Annotated in this window: 16 protein-coding genes; 7 read left to right on the forward strand and 9 right to left on the reverse strand. The window is 41.6% G+C overall.

Annotation, left to right across the window (positions count from 1 at the left end; translation table 11 throughout):
* Positions 1-18 precede the first annotated feature (18 nt).
* From HH214_RS13075 to HH214_RS13105, 7 genes are all read left to right on the forward strand, one after another.
* Positions 19-1,266 (forward strand): sigma-54 interaction domain-containing protein, encoded by a 1,248-nt coding sequence (locus HH214_RS13075; protein ID WP_169608306.1) that lies wholly within the window; start codon positions 19-21, stop codon positions 1,264-1,266.
* Between the two features lie 3 nt (positions 1,267-1,269).
* Positions 1,270-1,785, forward strand: a complete 516-nt coding sequence (locus HH214_RS13080; RefSeq protein WP_169608307.1) for an LptE family protein — start codon at positions 1,270-1,272, stop codon at positions 1,783-1,785.
* A 33-nt stretch (positions 1,786-1,818) separates the two neighbouring features.
* Positions 1,819-2,973: a hypothetical protein gene (locus HH214_RS13085; protein WP_169608308.1), complete on the forward strand. Its 1,155-nt coding sequence runs from the start codon at positions 1,819-1,821 to the stop codon at positions 2,971-2,973.
* 6 nt (positions 2,974-2,979) lie between these two features.
* The gene (gene secG / locus HH214_RS13090; RefSeq protein WP_169608309.1) at positions 2,980-3,336 is read left to right on the forward strand and encodes a preprotein translocase subunit SecG; all 357 of its coding nucleotides are present in this window, start codon (positions 2,980-2,982) and stop codon (positions 3,334-3,336) included.
* Positions 3,337-3,575: 239 nt separating this feature from the next.
* On the forward strand, positions 3,576-3,851 hold the full coding sequence (locus tag HH214_RS13095) for a co-chaperone GroES (protein ID WP_169608311.1): 276 nt from the start codon (positions 3,576-3,578) through the stop codon (positions 3,849-3,851).
* A 99-nt stretch (positions 3,852-3,950) separates the two neighbouring features.
* Positions 3,951-5,585, forward strand: a complete 1,635-nt coding sequence (gene groL / locus HH214_RS13100; RefSeq protein WP_169608313.1) for a chaperonin GroEL — start codon at positions 3,951-3,953, stop codon at positions 5,583-5,585.
* 544 nt (positions 5,586-6,129) lie between these two features.
* Positions 6,130-6,915, forward strand: coding sequence for a mechanosensitive ion channel family protein (locus HH214_RS13105; protein WP_169608315.1), 786 nt, complete (start codon positions 6,130-6,132; stop codon positions 6,913-6,915).
* Positions 6,916-6,964: 49 nt separating this feature from the next.
* On the opposite strand, the gene HH214_RS13110 is transcribed toward HH214_RS13105, so the two are convergent.
* The 9 genes from HH214_RS13110 to HH214_RS13150 all read right to left on the reverse strand — a co-directional run bounded on the left by HH214_RS13110 (position 6,965) and on the right by HH214_RS13150 (position 16,239).
* Positions 6,965-8,332 carry a glycoside hydrolase family 27 protein gene (locus HH214_RS13110; protein ID WP_169608316.1) on the reverse strand — a complete coding sequence of 456 codons (1,368 nt, stop codon included), beginning with the start codon at positions 8,330-8,332 and terminating at the stop codon, positions 6,965-6,967.
* 73 nt (positions 8,333-8,405) lie between these two features.
* The gene (locus tag HH214_RS13115) at positions 8,406-9,152 is read right to left on the reverse strand and encodes an ABC transporter permease (RefSeq protein ID WP_169608318.1); all 747 of its coding nucleotides are present in this window, start codon (positions 9,150-9,152) and stop codon (positions 8,406-8,408) included.
* Between the two features lie 73 nt (positions 9,153-9,225).
* Complete coding sequence (locus HH214_RS13120; protein WP_169608320.1) at positions 9,226-10,005, reverse strand: ABC transporter ATP-binding protein; 780 nt, start codon at positions 10,003-10,005, stop codon at positions 9,226-9,228.
* Between the two features lie 120 nt (positions 10,006-10,125).
* Positions 10,126-11,472, reverse strand: a complete 1,347-nt coding sequence (locus tag HH214_RS13125) for a DUF58 domain-containing protein (protein ID WP_169608322.1) — start codon at positions 11,470-11,472, stop codon at positions 10,126-10,128.
* Between the two features lie 10 nt (positions 11,473-11,482).
* Positions 11,483-12,460, reverse strand: a complete 978-nt coding sequence (locus tag HH214_RS13130) for an AAA family ATPase (protein WP_169608324.1) — start codon at positions 12,458-12,460, stop codon at positions 11,483-11,485.
* Entirely contained in the window at positions 12,441-13,631 is a 1,191-nt protein-coding gene (locus tag HH214_RS13135) for a DUF4350 domain-containing protein (protein WP_169608326.1), read from the reverse strand. The genes HH214_RS13130 and HH214_RS13135 overlap by 20 nt, the downstream gene beginning before the upstream one ends.
* Positions 13,628-14,338 carry a DUF4129 domain-containing protein gene (locus tag HH214_RS13140; protein WP_169608327.1) on the reverse strand — a complete coding sequence of 237 codons (711 nt, stop codon included), beginning with the start codon at positions 14,336-14,338 and terminating at the stop codon, positions 13,628-13,630. The genes HH214_RS13135 and HH214_RS13140 overlap by 4 nt, the downstream gene beginning before the upstream one ends.
* A gap of 37 nt (positions 14,339-14,375) precedes the next feature.
* Entirely contained in the window at positions 14,376-15,293 is a 918-nt protein-coding gene (locus HH214_RS13145; RefSeq protein WP_169608329.1) for a hypothetical protein, read from the reverse strand.
* Positions 15,277-16,239, reverse strand: coding sequence for a stage II sporulation protein M (locus HH214_RS13150; protein WP_169608331.1), 963 nt, complete (start codon positions 16,237-16,239; stop codon positions 15,277-15,279). Before HH214_RS13150 ends, HH214_RS13145 begins: the two co-directional genes overlap by 17 nt.
* Between the last annotated feature and the right edge of the window lie 70 nt (positions 16,240-16,309).

Here is a 16,309-nt window from a genome sequence, read left to right on the forward strand (position 1 = left end):
CTCTATATTCTAAGACCTATGGACGTACAAGAAATTAAACAACGCTTCGGTATTATCGGCAACTCACCCTTGCTGAACCGGGCGATCGATATAGCTAACCAGGTAGCGCCTACTGATATTTCGGTTCTGGTTACCGGCGAGAGCGGGAGTGGTAAAGAAGCTTTCTCGCACATTATTCATCAGCTGAGTGGGCGTAAGCACGGACCTTTCATTGCCGTAAACTGCGGCGCCATACCCGAAGGTACTATTGATTCGGAACTATTCGGGCACGAAAAAGGTGCTTACACTGGTGCTGTAGGCGAACGTAAAGGGTATTTTGAAACCGTAAACGGCGGTACCATATTTCTGGATGAAATAGGTGAGATGCCACTGGGCACGCAGGCGCGTTTGTTGCGCGTGTTGGAATCGGGGCAGTTTATTCGTGTAGGCTCTTCTAAAGTAGAAAAAACCAATGTGCGGGTAATTGCAGCTACTAACGTAGATGTATATGAAGCCGTAAAAGCCGGTAAGTTTCGTGAGGATTTATACTACCGTTTAAACACCGTACCCTTGCGCATACCGCCGTTGCGTGATCGTAAAGAAGATGTTTATCTGTTGTTCCGTAAGTTTTCAGCCGATTTTACAGCGAAATATCGCACACCGGCATTACAGCTGGATGAAAGTGCTCAACAGGTACTAACCAACTATTCATGGCCAGGTAACGTAAGGCAGCTGAAAAATATAGCAGAACAATTAGCTGTGCTTGAACGCGACCGTACTATTACGGCAGCCACCCTGCTGAATTATATTCCGCATGAAGCTGGGCGCAGCAATTTGCCTATGCGAGTAGAAAATCAGCCACGTGAGGATTTTTCAGAACGCGATATTTTATACAAGGTGCTTTTTGATATGAAGCGCGATATGGTAGAGCTAAAAAAGCTGGTGGCCGATATTATTGAGCATGGTGGTGTAAGTGGTGGCTATACCGGCAATCCGCAAACCTTGAATCATTTGTATCATGATCTGGAACTGCCTGCACGGCCTGAAACACAATTTACCATTCAGCAGCCCGTTATCAGTAATGCGAATAATAACAACAACCATAATGAACCGGTAATTACGCATGATGCGCAAGAGGTAGAAGAGTCGTTGTCATTAATAGAAAAAGAATCAGATCTGATACGTAAGGCTTTAAAAAAGCACAAAGGCAAACGTAAATTGGCTGCTCATGAGTTAGGCATATCAGAACGTACCCTGTACCGGAAAATAAAAGAATTAAATTTATAAACGTTGATTAAAAAGATTGCTTTTTGCTGGCTGGCCTTTATAGCTATAGCCGTTTGCACCTCTTGCAGTATTACCTTAAACGGTGCATCCATACCAGCCGAACTGAAAACTATTAATGTGCAATATTTTGAAAATACAGCACCCCTGGTAGTTGGTAACTTGAGCCAGACTTTTACAGAGGCTTTAAAAAACCGTATTCGTTCGCAAACCCGTTTACACGTGGTACAGGGCGAGGCTAATGCTACGATGGAAGGTGCTATAACGGGGTTTAGTTATGCGCCGGTAGCTATACAGGCTACTAATAGTAACACAGCGCCAAGGGCTACAGCTACACGGCTTACGATTACTGTGCATGTAAAATATAATTATCCGCAAGATAAAAAGGATAGTTATGAGCAGGATTTTAGCCGGTACACCGATTTTACAGGTGATATTAACTCGCAGGAGCAAGCACTGATTGCTATTGTTGTACAGCAGCTCACTGAGGATATTTTTAATAAGGCTTTTGCCAATTGGTAATCAATTTGTAGCTTCAACCACGTGGAACCTTCAATGCAAAATCCTGCCGCTTTGTTACGGCAGCTATTAATTAACCCGACCGATCATAGCAGTAAACGTATAGACGATTTGCAGCTGCTGATTAACGGCTTTCCACAAAGCGGGCTGTTAAGGGCATTGCTGGCTACTACCGGGAACGAACAGCATATTAAAGCGGCGGCAGTTTGGTATGGTGGTTCATCATTAGATAGAGTGATTAGCTCGCCGGGCAGTTTGCGTGCCGTAACTGATAGCCGTGTTATTAAGCTGGATAGAAAACCAGTGTCAGCACCTAAGCCGGAGCCGGTAATTGCTGAACCAGCAGCTATTGAGGAACCCATTGCTTCAGCTACGGTTGAGTTACCCGTAATACCACCAGCAGAAGCGCCTGATCACTATTATGAAGTAGTAGAGGCTGAAGAAGTAACCTTAGTACCACCTGTACCTGCTGAACCAAAAACAGCAGTTCCTGTTGCTGAACCTGAAACCAGTAAGCCGGAACCTGTAGAGCAGATGCTGCCTAAGCTACCAGCCGAGAAGCTGGAAGAAACGCAAAAACTCATTATTGAAAACATAGCATCCAGTAATTATTTCGTGTTTGACCAAGCTTTTACCGAGCGCAACCCGAATATGGTACCATCGGAAGAAGCACAGGATAAGCAGCCGAAAAATGATCAGGCTGTTGAAATCAAACCTCAGCCACATGCAGAAGAGGGTAAGGTAACCCCATATAATGATGCCGGTATGCCGTACAGCTTTTTGTGGTGGCTTGATAAAACCCGGCGTGAACATGCTGGTGTTTACCAGCCTTATACTGCACCTCAGCAGTCTGCACCGCAACCTAACCAGCCAGTACCTGGTGGACAGGTAAGTATCGCAGTTAAAGAAGTATTGCAGCAACGTGAACGTGAAGAAGCCATTATTGACCGTTTTATACAGGAAGAGCCTCAAATAAAACCGCCTAGCAGTGATAAGCTGGATAATGAAAATAAAGCCCGTCGCAGTTCTGAAGACCAAGATGAGTTGATAACCGAAACGCTGGCCCGCATTTATATCGACCAAACCCTATATTCCAAAGCAATAGCGGCTTATAAAATTTTAATGTTGAAAAATCCGGAAAAAAGCCGTTACTTTGCCAGCCAAATTGAAATGCTTTCAAAGAAAATTTAAACATATATGTATATCGTATTATTAATTGTGGCTATTCTGGTATGCGTGCTGTTAGCCATTATCGTTCTAGTGCAAAATCCTAAAGGTGGTGGTTTGTCTTCCAACTTTTCCAGTTCATCACAAATGCTGGGTGTACAAAAAACCGGCGACATTCTGGAAAAAGGAACCTGGGTATTGGCTATTGCATTAATGGTATTATCATTAGCTATTAATGTAGCTGTAAAAAGCGGAACTGCCAGCGCTACTGGTAGCTCAGAATATCGCGAGCAGATACAAAAAGCATCTAAGCCTAGCGGCGCTGTTAGTACCGGGCCACTAAGCCTGCCAAGTGCTACCAAACCGGCCGATACTGCCAAGAAATAATTACTATTTATATAAATAAAAAAGGCTTTAGCTAAATGCTAAAGCCTTTTTTATTTTGTGGCAGTCTGCCATACTGACAAGGCATAGCTGGCTATTGTTATAACTTCTTAACGCTAATTATATAAAGCTGACAATAAAACAGCTAATATCTGTCAAATAGCGGCTTAAACATGCATTGGCATAATTGATGTTGAAAAGCAATCGAAAACTATAATTTAATAATTATACTCTATACAATTATGTCATTAAACATTAAACCTATTGGCGACAGAGTAGTGGTAGAAGCTGCTCCTGCCGAAGAAAAGACTGCATCGGGTATCTTCATTCCAGATACCGCCAAAGAAAAACCTCAACAAGGAACTGTAGTTGCTGTAGGTGACGGCAAAAAAGATGAGCCTATGACCGTTAAAGTAGGTGATAACGTTTTATACAGCAAATATGGTGGCACTGAAATCACCATTGATGGTAAAGAATATTTAATGATGCGTGAAAGCGACATCTACGGAATTTTATAAGTAAAGATTGAAGGACTGAGAAATTGAAGGACTGAATAATATATCCTTTTTTCAAAATCAATCATTCAACAAATCAATAATCAATCATTTAAAAAAGACATGGCAAAACAAGTTAAATACAATGTTGAAGCACGCGACGCTCTGAAACGCGGTGTGGATATTTTGGCTAATGCGGTTAAAGTAACCTTAGGCCCTAAAGGTCGTAACGTAATTATTGACAAGAAATTCGGTTCACCAGCTATCACTAAAGATGGTGTTACTGTAGCTAAAGAAATCGAACTAAAAGATTCTTTAGAAAACATGGGTGCACAAATGGTGAAAGAAGTAGCTTCTAAAACTGCTGATATTGCAGGTGATGGTACTACTACAGCTACCGTTTTAGCGCAAGCTATTGTTACTGCTGGTATCAAAAACGTAGCTGCTGGTGCTAACCCAATGGATTTGAAACGCGGTATTGACAAAGCTGTTGCTGCAGTTGTGGCTAACTTGAAAGAGCAATCACAAACTGTTGGTGAAGACAATAATAAAATTAAACAAGTAGCTACCATTTCAGCTAATAACGATGAAGTTATTGGTACCTTGATTGCCGATGCAATGGGCAAAGTAGGTAAAGATGGTGTTATTACTGTTGAAGAAGCAAAAGGTACCGAAACTGAAGTGAAAACTGTAGAAGGTATGCAGTTTGACCGTGGTTACCTTTCTCCATACTTCGTAACCAATGCTGATAAAATGGAAGCTGAGCTGGATGCTCCTTACATTTTGATTTACGATAAGAAAATTTCTTCTATGAAGGAATTATTGCCTATCCTGGAAAAACAAGTACAAACCGGTAAACCACTGGTTATTATTTCTGAAGACCTGGATGGCGAAGCTTTAGCTACATTAGTAGTTAACAAAATTCGTGGTTCACTGAAAGTAGCTGCTGTTAAAGCTCCTGGTTTTGGCGACCGTCGTAAAGCTATGCTGGAAGATATTGCTATCCTGACTGGTGGTACTGTAATTTCAGAAGAGCGCGGTTACAAACTGGAAAACGCTGACCTGAGTTACTTAGGTACTGCTGAAAAAGTAGTAATTGACAAAGACAATACTACTGTAATTAACGGTTTTGGTGATGCTGAGCAAATTAAAGCTCGTATCAACCAAATCAAAGCTCAAATTGAAACTACTACCTCTGATTACGATAAAGAAAAACTGCAAGAGCGTTTAGCTAAGTTATCAGGTGGTGTGGCTGTATTATATGTAGGTGCAGCTACCGAAGTTGAAATGAAAGAGAAAAAAGATCGTGTTGACGATGCTTTACACGCAACCCGCGCTGCTGTTGAAGAAGGTATCGTAGCTGGTGGTGGTGTAGCCTTCATCCGTGCCGTTGCTTCTTTAAATGAATTGCAAGGTGCAAATGAAGATGAAAAGACCGGTATCCAAATTATTAAACGTGCTATTGAAGAGCCTTTACGTCAAATTTGCGAAAACGCAGGTATTGAAGGTTCAATCGTAGTACAAAAAGTTAAAGAGGGTACTGCCGATTTTGGTTACAATGCACGTAGCGATAAATACGAAAACTTAATTGGCGCCGGTGTAATCGACCCAACTAAGGTATCACGCGTAGCTTTAGAAAACGCTGCTTCTATTTCATCAATGTTATTAACCACCGAGTGTGTGTTAGCTGATGATCCGGAAGAAGAAAAAGCTGGTGCTGGTGCTCCTCCAATGGGCGGCATGGGCGGCATGATGTAATAGCTGCTTACAAGCACAATAATATATTTACCAAAGCCCTGGCTATTTTTAGCCGGGGCTTTGTGTTTTAATGCTAAATAGACGAGTGCATGTTATAAGTAAATGATTAATTGATAGTTTGGTGTACATTATAGTTTAAGCAAGCTATCTGTTTTAATATACACTGTACTAAAAGTTTTCCACTGTAGCGTATTTTGTACAAACAATTAAGTGTGGTAGGGGTACAAGCTATTTTGGGGTATTGTAGAAGTTTTTGTACGATTTTGTAAACAACGTTTATATATATGTACAAGATAAGTAGGTTATATAAGGCATAAACTTGAATAAAAATTAATCAAATGATTGATTAATGACAATTATTAAGGGGAACAAACTTATTTTTGTACAAAAAATAATAAACGGCATTGTAGGGCATATCATTTGATAATCTACAAGTACTATGAAACACATTACCCAAAATAGAAAATTGCAGAGCAGGATTATCGAGTGGGTAAACCTTAACGCTCCTGAAATATTTGCAAGTTTAATGTCGTAATATTGCTGAATGAGAATTAAGCCATTTTATGACAAAGCTTATGATTATATAGTTAATGAAGGACCGAAGTTAGTTATCGGTCTAATAGTACTCCTGATAGGCTTATGGCTTATCAATATGTTAAAGCGCTGGATGCGCAAACGGATGAGCCAAAAAGCGGTACATTCGTCATTACAACCCTTCTTTCTTAGTTTAACCATTACATCACTGAATGTATTACTGATTATTGCAGTAATGCAGATTGTAGGATTGCCGGTAACCATTTTTACTGCTGTAGTTGGTGCATTTGGTGTGGCAGCTGGTTTAGCCTTATCGGGTACCTTACAAAATTTTGCCGGTGGCGTAATGATTCTGCTGCTTAAGCCTTTTGAAATAAACGATAATATCATAGCCCAAGGGCAAGATGGGGTAGTTACCTCTATACAGGTGTTTTACACTGTGGTGCTTACCTTTGATAATAAAACTGTTATTATTCCTAATGGTAAGTTGTTTAACGAGGTCATTGTAAATGTATCTCGCGAAGGTAGCCGTCGGTTGGATATTGATCTGAAGTTAGGTTTTATTGTTGACCCCGATCAGATTATCAGCCTACTGGATAAATCTACTTCTGCTACTGAAAATATTCTAACCAACCCGTCTAAATATATAGGTATATCGCAAATTGATCCGGATGGTATTCACTTTACCGTACGGGTTTGGGTACAGCCCGCTAATTTCTTGAAAGCTAAACTGAGTTTACAGGAACGTATTATTAAAGACTTGAAAATAGCGGGTGTTAAACTCCCCGGAACGTGATAATAAAAGCAAGATAAGCTATATCTCAGTTTTCTTACTATACTTAAGTTTAACGTGATGTTAGTTTGATTAACACAGCTCCATGTGAATTAATTTGAGTTGCATATTCATGTTCGTACTCACCCACAGCACTACGCTTCCATAAATCGCGTACTTTGATCTGACCTTTCAAGCCTAGTTCGTTTAAATCTACTTTTACTTTTTGCGGATGATCAGACAGGTTAAACATAGCCACATAGCGGTCTTTGGAACCTGGAACATTAGAATACCAAACCATACTGTCACCTTCTTTAAAGTACAATTGTTGTGGATGTTCGCCATGCTGGTTAACTGCCAGTACTTCGGGGTTATTTAAAAGCTTTAACTCTAGCGGTCTGTTTTCAGGTAGGTTACCGCCCATCATTAATGGCGACTGATAAATGCACCAGAAAGTCATGTGCGTATAAAGCTCATCTTCCGAAAACCGGCTATAACGTTCAGGACCTACCGGACCGCGTTTAGATAGCTTCCCTATTTGCAGCATATCGCAATCTGGCCAATGTCCCGCACCACTTACACCTTCCCACGATTTGGCGTACTTAAACATTTGAACCAATTCTTTCCAGCTATCCCAAAAATCATCGGCCATGCGCCACATGTTGGCTTGTTGTTGTACATGCTGTTTTTCACTTAATGGAGTTTCACCCGGAGAAATGCTCAATACCATAGGTCTGCCGCATTGTTTAATGGCTTTCTGATAGCCTTCAATCTCAGCCTTATGGTAAGGTCGCGATATATCATCTACCTTAATGAAATCTACACCCCATGAGGCATACAGCTTTAATATAGAATTCAGATATTCCTGCGCACCAGGTTTAGTCATGTCAATACCGTACATGTGGTTCATCCAAGTGCAGGTAGAGGTGGTATCTGCAATTTGGTTAGCCGTAATGCCATGAGTACCCAGTATAGGCGTTTTAGCCCACACTGCTTGCCTCGGTATGCCTCGCATAATGTGAATGCCAAATTTTAATCCTAAGGCGTGTACATAATCAGCTAAAGGCTTAAAGCCCTTGTTGCCAAATGCAGAGGGGAATTTAGTAGGCTGCGGCGTTAAACGGCCCCACTGATCCATAGTTAGCCAAGGTATATAAGAGCCATCACCTAGTTGTTTTTGAAAAGGATTACCAATATGGCTGCCCGGCGGATTATCATACGACCATAAAAAATCGACCACCACATATTGCCAGCCGTAGGGTTTTAAAAACTTAGCCAAGTAATCGGCATTGGCTTTTACTTCATCTTCATGTACGGCAGAACCATAGCAATTATAGCTGTTCCAGCCCATAGGAGGCGTTAAAACTACGGTTTGAGCCGTAGCGCATAAACGTAAACTCAGGCATAAAGCAGCCGTAAGCAAGCCCAGGTAGTACTTCATAGCAAGAAATGTAATTTAGGTGTAGAGGTAATGAAGTACTAAATATAGTAAAAGAGATAAAATACCTTATCTTTTATTTGGTATTCCACTTAAACTTCTGAATACCGATGGCTGCAAAAACTACTATATAAGCTACCGAGGCTAATAAAGCAAAGGTGGTATCAGATGTCCATTGAGCAGGGTTCATACTGGCAGCCAGCATCAGTTTAACCGAACCATAAGGCGACCATTGTACCAGGTGCTTGGTTTGCTCGCCCAGTAAACCGCTTTCGCCAAACATACCTACCAGTATAAAAGCGGAATAAACGATGCGGGTAGTGGCATTGACTGTTTCCGGGTTTTTGATGAGCCCTACCATTAACTGGCCCAAACTTAAATAAACAGCGCCACCCACAATAGCTGTAAATAGGGTGAGTACATAACCTAAAGGTGATAAGGTGATCTTATCAAAACTGTAGCCTACATAAAAAACAACAAGCGTTAAAAGGATAATCATAGCCAGTTGTATAATGAGCCGGCTAACCATAATCGTCCAGCGTGGTACGGGGGCTACCCGCAAGCGTTGAAACACACCTTTATCCCGGTCACGAGAGATGGTAATGGCATACCCCATCAAGCCAATAGCCATTAGTCCAAACGTAATGGCTGAAGATAAGGCATAAGCACCACCCATTTTATCAATCAGGCTTTTCCAGGAGATTAAAATAATAACAGGTACCAGCAATGAAAGCATTGCTGAACGACGGTTGCTTTTTAAAGTCGCAAAGTCGGCCCGTATTAAAGCGGCTAGTGCTGTTGAAGTTTTAGGTATGGTGGTCATGATTGATCGTGGTTATTGCAACTTAAAGTATGGAGAACTGTATTCGTTGACTCTATTTATGTAATCTCTGGTTTTATGCCCGTACAGCACGGCCGGTCAAGGCAATAAATACGTCTTCTAACGTAATTTTGCCCCGTCGCGAAACAGCTATCACTTCCGGATCATGACGGTGTTTATCTATCAGCGCTTGTGGCGTATCAATAGCAATGACTTGGCCATGGTCGATAATAGCCATGCGGTCGCAAACGGCTTCGGCTTCTTCCATCGAGTGGGTGGTTAGTAATACAGAATGGCCTTTTTCCCGAATGGCTTCCATGCGTTCCCAAAGCTGTCGACGCGATTGCGGGTCGAGACCGGTAGTCGGCTCATCCAGTAATACCAAGCGCGGGTTGTGAATAGTAGCTATTACCAGCGATACACGTTGTTGCTGCCCGCCCGATAACTGTCCGAACTTTTTATGAGCGGCATCTTCCAACTGAATATCTTGCAGAATGCCACGCAGTTTTTCTTTACTTAGCGGAACGCCATAAATGCCAGCGAATAGCTGTAAAATCTGCTCCACATTCAACTCCGGCTGAAAGCTGGTAGATTGTAACTGTACGCCCATGGCCGCGCGGGCATGTAGTGGTTTTTCAAGCGCATCCTGCCCATCAACAATGATAGTTCCCGACTGGAATTTGATTAAGCCTTCAATAGCGCTTAACGTGCTGGTTTTACCGGCACCGTTAGGCCCTAATAAACCAAATATTTCACCGGGTAAAACATCAAAGCCTACGTTTTGCACCGCTTTGAAATTGCCGTAATTAATATGCAGTCCTTCTACTTTTAAAATATAAGGGTCGTCAGTAATCATCAGAATGGGTTTGTTTTTAAGATGAAGATGGAACGTGGTTGTTACAGTTTATAAGCGGGAAACTTTTCTGTTTGCTTCTGCTTAGTTGCTAAATCTACACACTCAGCTTCAATCCTAAAACTATATTTTTTGCTGGGCTTTCAGTTCCAGATACCGGTTTACAGTATTGATGGTTAAGCTTTGCGGCGAAGTTAATATAGATAGAATGCCGTATTTGTTTAACTCTTTTACCATCAGTTTTTTATCGTAAGCAAACTTTTCAGCAATGGTTTTAATATAAATATCTTCCAAGTTAGCAGCAGGTGCCTGACCTAACATTTTTAATTCGGTGTTTTCAAAAAATACAACCAACAACAGGTGAAAGCTGGCTATGCGCTTTAAAAAAGGTAAATGGCGTTGCAAAGCCGGCATGCTTTCGTAGTTAGTAAAAAATACAACCAGGCTACGTTGTTTAATTACCCGCCGTACGGTAGAATAGAGCAACTCCATATTGGTTTCCAGATAGCGTGTTTTTTCCTTATACAGTACCTCTAGTATTTTGTTCAGGTGCGCTGGTTTCTTTTCGGCTGGAACAATAGCACCCACTTTTTCACTAATGGTTATTAACCCAGCTTTATCCTCTTTCAGTAAAGCTACGTTGGATAATACCAGACTGGCGTTAATGGCATAATCCAGCAAGCTTAAACCTTCAAAAGGCATTTTCATGGAGCGCGATTTATCAATGATGCAATACACCTGCTGCGATTTTTCATCCGTGTAGGAGTTGCTCATTAACGTGCCATGCCTTGCCGAAGCTTTCCAATTAATGTTGCGGTAGTCATCGCCGGGAACGTAAGTTTTAATTTGCTCAAACTCCATACTGTTACCCAGCCGCCTGATTTTCTTCACACCTAGTTCGCTCAAGCGATTGGAAATCGCCATCAATTCATACTGCCGCATTTGTAAAAACGATGGATACACTGGTAACACTTCGCTTTCTTCAAAATTGTACCGGCGCATCAGTAAACCCAATGGCGATTGAGTAAATACTCTGATTAATCCAAACTCGTATTCGCCGCGCTTAAGTGGCTTTAATAAGTAGGTAAGTAATTTATGCTGATGAGGTGCCAGACTGGTTTTAAACCAGATGTCGCGCTTTTGAAATTGAAAAGGTATTTCGTCAATAATACCCAGCCTAACTGGAAAAGGATAGAAGTTTTCGATGTAGATGCCCAGTTCATTATCATCGCCATTGCTCAGCCGTTCGGGAGCTTGTCGGCGGGCAAATAAACCGTTGCGGGTACGATAGAGTAATACGCCATCAATAATTGCCAGCAGTACTAAAGCTCCAACGTACAGATTAGGCAGCCAGCCCAACCACGAAAAAAAGAACCTGAATATAAAAAATACCACAGCCGCTATAAGTCCGAACAGCAAGCGGCGTGTTAAAAAGAGGTTTTTATAAAACAGGTTGAAAAAGTTTTTCACTTGTAATAGCTTAGCGTGGTATTTCTATTTTCTGGATGATTTGTGCTACTATTTCATCCGCCGTAGCGCCTTCCATTTCCTTATCTGGCGATAGCATAATGCGGTGGCGCAGTACTGCCGGTGCTACCCAGATAATGTCTTCAGGTGTTACAAAATCGCGCCCTTTCATGGCAGCTAAGGCTTTAGCGCTGCTGATGATGGCTAGAGAAGCCCGTGGCGAACCACCCAGGTATAACGATTTATTCTGCCGGGTTTCAAATACAATACGGGCGGCAAACTCCAGTAGTTTAGGCTCCACAAACAGTTCACGCACCTGCTGGCGTACGGCTATAATATCTTGAGCGGATAGCACAGGCTGAATGTCAGCTAGCTGATCGGCTGTTTTATGCTGGTGCTGGCGGGTTAGAATAGCAATTTCATCTTCCAGCGTAGGGTATTTTACTTCTACCTTAAACAAAAAGCGGTCAAGTTGGGCTTCAGGCAAACGGTAGGTACCTTCTTGTTCTACCGGGTTTTGGGTAGCCAGAATCACAAAAGGTTCCGCCATTTTGTACAGCTGTCCATCTACCGTAATCTGGCGCTCTTCCATCACCTCAAACAAAGCCGATTGGGTTTTGGCTGGTGCCCGGTTAATTTCATCAATCAGTACAATATTGCCGAATACCGGGCCATGCTTAAATTCAAAATCGGTAGTTTTAGGGTTAAATACCGAAGTGCCAATCACGTCTGAGGGCATCAGGTCGGGCGTGAATTGAATACGGGTATATTGCGCATCAATGGCCTTGGCAATTAGTTTGGCGGTTAAAGTTTTGGCTACACCTGGTACGCCTTCAATTAATAAGTGTCCATCGGCCAGTATGCCGGCAATCAGCAGGTCAATAGTTTCCTGTTGCCCTACAATAATCTGGCTGATGGTGGCTTTAATTTTTTCAACCGCTTGGTTTAAGCGGCTTAGGTCAGTTCGTTGTTCAAACAGTTCGTTTTCCATGTAATCCGGTCAGGGTATAATATTTTTCTATCAGTTGGTTCAATTCAATCAGTTCAGCATCGGTAACCCGCTGCAACGGATGAATGTAGTTAATATAAGTTACCAGCTCTAAAGCAAAATCGGGTGCTAACCCGGCTTTTTGAGCCAGCAGGTCGGTAAACTCTCGGTTGAGGGCTTGTGTTTTCAGGTTATACCAAGTGCGCCAATGTTCTAGCAGGTAGGTTATTTTTTTGCGGGCAATGTTGCTGTTATCCCGGCTTTCATAATATACCTGGCCTACTACGCGCACAAAATCAAGCGTGGTATTTTGTAATGGGTCAGCAATGGGTATAACCCGCTGCCGGCGCTTAATTTCAAATACAACAAAAATCAGGGTAGTCAGCAGGCTGATGTAGTAAGCCCATTTCAGGCTCTCATGGCTGAATAGTACCCGCAAAGGCGAATCATCTTCAGGTATGTCATGGTTCTGGTACTCATCCCAGTACAGGTTAGCCGTAGTAGGCAAGTAGGATAGTGCTTTGGCAGCATAATCAGCCCCTTGTGGCGTAAGTAAGCTATAGTTGGTAAACAGGTGCGGGTTTGCACACAAATAAAGGTTGCCTTTGCCAAAACTAAACCGCAGGTAGTTACTTTTACCTGCGGTATTGCGACTTAGTACTACTGCATGAGCCGTATCAAAACTGCTGAAATAAGAGTTGCTGATATCATGCTCAAAATGGTAAGGTTTAGCTTGTTTAAGCTTAAGGTTAGTAAAGTTTAAACCCAAGTTACCTTTGGCAAAACCTGCCTGAACATCCAGGTTTAAAGTATCGGCCAGCGTTCCTTCCCAACTGTAAGCCGCAATAAATACATTGTTGCCAGCTTTTAAATAATCAACCAGGGCATGATAATCGGCCTTACCTAACGATATGGAATTAGATAGTACAAAATAATTGCCTTGCACACCAGTATGGTGTAAAGCATTGTAAATAGGCTGGTTGGTTTTAGTAATCTGGCTACCTGGATAGATATGCGCTAATTGCTGGTATAAAGCATACGTGCCAAATGGTATTTTATCCAGATAATACATGCTGGAGCGCCAGTTAACCGGTTTGGGGCGGTTATATTCGGCTATGGCATATATCAATAATAAAGCAAAGCCTACAGATAGCAGAATTTTTAAATCTTTCATGCCAGGGTTTGCTTAAAGTTGGTAAACAGGATACTAATGTTCTGAAAAGCCTGCTCGTTAATCGCAAATTCGCCGTACCATACATATTCGAACTGACGGGTAAGTATGGTAAAGGTTTCGCGCTGTTCCAAGTTTTTGAGTTCATCTACATAGGCGCTGTTGGTTTTATTGATTTGCCAATGTATCAAATGTTGATCGCTCAATTGCTTTAGCGCTTTCAGGTATAACAAGCGAACCGCTAAACGGTAGTTACGCTGACTAATAGCCTGCTCCAAACCGGTATCAAAATCAATTTCGTGTATGTTTTCCAGCGTTTCAGCATAAGGCAGGGTCGCATCAGCCGGTTTGCGTTTTAGTATCTTTAACAGATCTACCCCGGCTATCCGCAAAATCAGGAACGTTAATGCAGACGCCCCTATTAAAATAAATAAATATTTAAATACATTTACCATTAACGGACCTGTACTCCGGCTAACTTTCCAGTCATCAAACAAACTCCAGAACCAACGCCAAAAACGGGTCCATAATGATGGGCTGCTTTGTGTTTCGTGGTATTGAAAATCCGGCTGTTGTTTAAGCTGATTCAAATAGGCATTATCAAAGCTGCGTTGCTGTACCAGCGTGCTGCTATCTGTACGCAAGTGTGCTGGTGCATTGGGTTTAGTTTTATTGGTTTTGGTGTTTGCTGCATAACTGCAAGGTGCCAAAACTAACAAAAGGAATAACAGGTATAATCGGTACATGCTAATATTCTTCGGCAGGTAAATCGGTATGGGGTTTGGTGGTACCAAACTGATTAATGCGATTAAGCAGGCCGGTTCCTTCTTTGTTTTCGGTTAAGTTAAAGTAGCACAATGCCAAGGTAACCAGTGGAATAATCAGCAGCGTTTGCCCCAGTATTTGTATAGTAGTGGTAATAAAAACCAGCGGCACTGAACTGGTTGCCGAAGCTCGGGTATGCACCAGCAAATTGTAAAACATGATAATATAGTTAGGCACAGTAAACACCATAGCGCCTAAGCCAGCAATAAGACCGGCCACAAACAGGCAGCCAAAGGTAAGCCACCAATTGTTACTAATCAGTTTAAAACCACGATTGAAAGCATAGCCAAAAGGAGCATTTTCTAAAACTATAACAGCTAGTATTAAACCTGTAATAGGGTACAGCCAAATGCCCGGTATAAGACACAGCACCATGCCCAGCATCAGTAAAAGGCCCAATAAAATGCTACTACCCAATACACGCAAAAAGTAATATTTCACATACACCCAAACTTCTTCGGTGGTAGGTGCAATGTTTCCTTTTTCTTTATACAGGGCAATGTATGATAAAATTGTAATCAGCATCACCGTATAAAATAAAATCATAACAGCAAAGCTTAGTAAGTACTGCCCGGCCATTTGCCCGTACTGGTAACCAAACCGATAGCCGGCATTGTAGCTTGTACCAGAGCCTGAAGCAGCGGTATATATTTGCCGTTGTAAATCATACACCTTTATCATCTGTAAGGATTGTACAATGGCTAAAGCCAGCAGAAGCAAACCGCATATAGTAAAAAAACTTTTTAGCAGCGGTTTTAGGTTTTGTTTGATGAAAACGAACGTATCGTTAATAATTTCACCAAAATCACGTGTTTTAGCTAGTTCAATATTCTGTTCCATAACGGGTGTTGTTTTTGTATAAGCGATTAGGATAAATAATTACGTACCATATCATGAAGGCCAGTGATGTGCCTAAAATAGTTAAGCTTAACCATGCCGGCATTTCGGTATGGCGGGTTACAAAGCTTTCAAAAAAAGCAGCGGTGGTAATAATGGGTACCAACCCAATTACAATCTTTAATCCATCTTTGGCACCACGCTTAACGGATTGCAGGCGGGTGTAAGTTTTTGGAAAAAGAATGCTGCTGCCTAAAATTAACCCGGCTGCGCCGGCTACCACAAAAGCTGATATTTCGAGTGTGCCATGTATCCAGATTACCAGGATAGATTTCCAGCCTAATCCTTTACTGAAAAAGTAATACTCAAATGAACCTAGCATGATCGCATTTTTAAAAATCAGGAACACGGTAAATACCGAACAGAATATGCCGCTCAAGAAAAACAAGAACGATACATACAGGTTGTTGCCGGCAATTTCAAAAAACATAATAAATTCATTTTGCTGCTTGTAGACACCGAAAGGATCTCCTTTGGCAATGTTTTCATTAGTCATGTTCACGTACTGTGGCCCTAAAATTACTTGTAAAAACTGATTGTCATACTTGGCTGATAAAATACCGATCAGGCAAAAAACAATGAGCAGTAAAAATGAGTAGAGCAACTGTTTCTCATAAATTTTGAATAGTTCAGGCAATTCATATTTCCAGAACAAAACAAAGCGGTTGCTTTTTACACTCTTGTTTTTGTAAATAGATTGATGCAGGCGGGCTGCCAGGCCGTTCAGGTAAGCCGTAGTTTTTGATTTAGGGTAGAAAGTTTTGGCATAAGCCAAATCATCTGTTATTTGTATAAAGTTGTCGGCCAGCTCATCGGGGCTGCGTAATGCATCTTCCTCAAAGCGTTTCCATTTACCGGCATTCTGTTTTACAAATAAGGGTTCGCGCATGGTTTAGGCCTATTTATTTACCGGCTTAAAGTAAACAGAAAATTAAAAGTTTTCAACTAAAAGTTTCTTT

It is taken from the genome of Mucilaginibacter robiniae, assembly GCF_012849215.1.
In the GTDB taxonomy this organism is placed as follows: Bacteria; Bacteroidota; Bacteroidia; order Sphingobacteriales; family Sphingobacteriaceae; genus Mucilaginibacter; species Mucilaginibacter robiniae.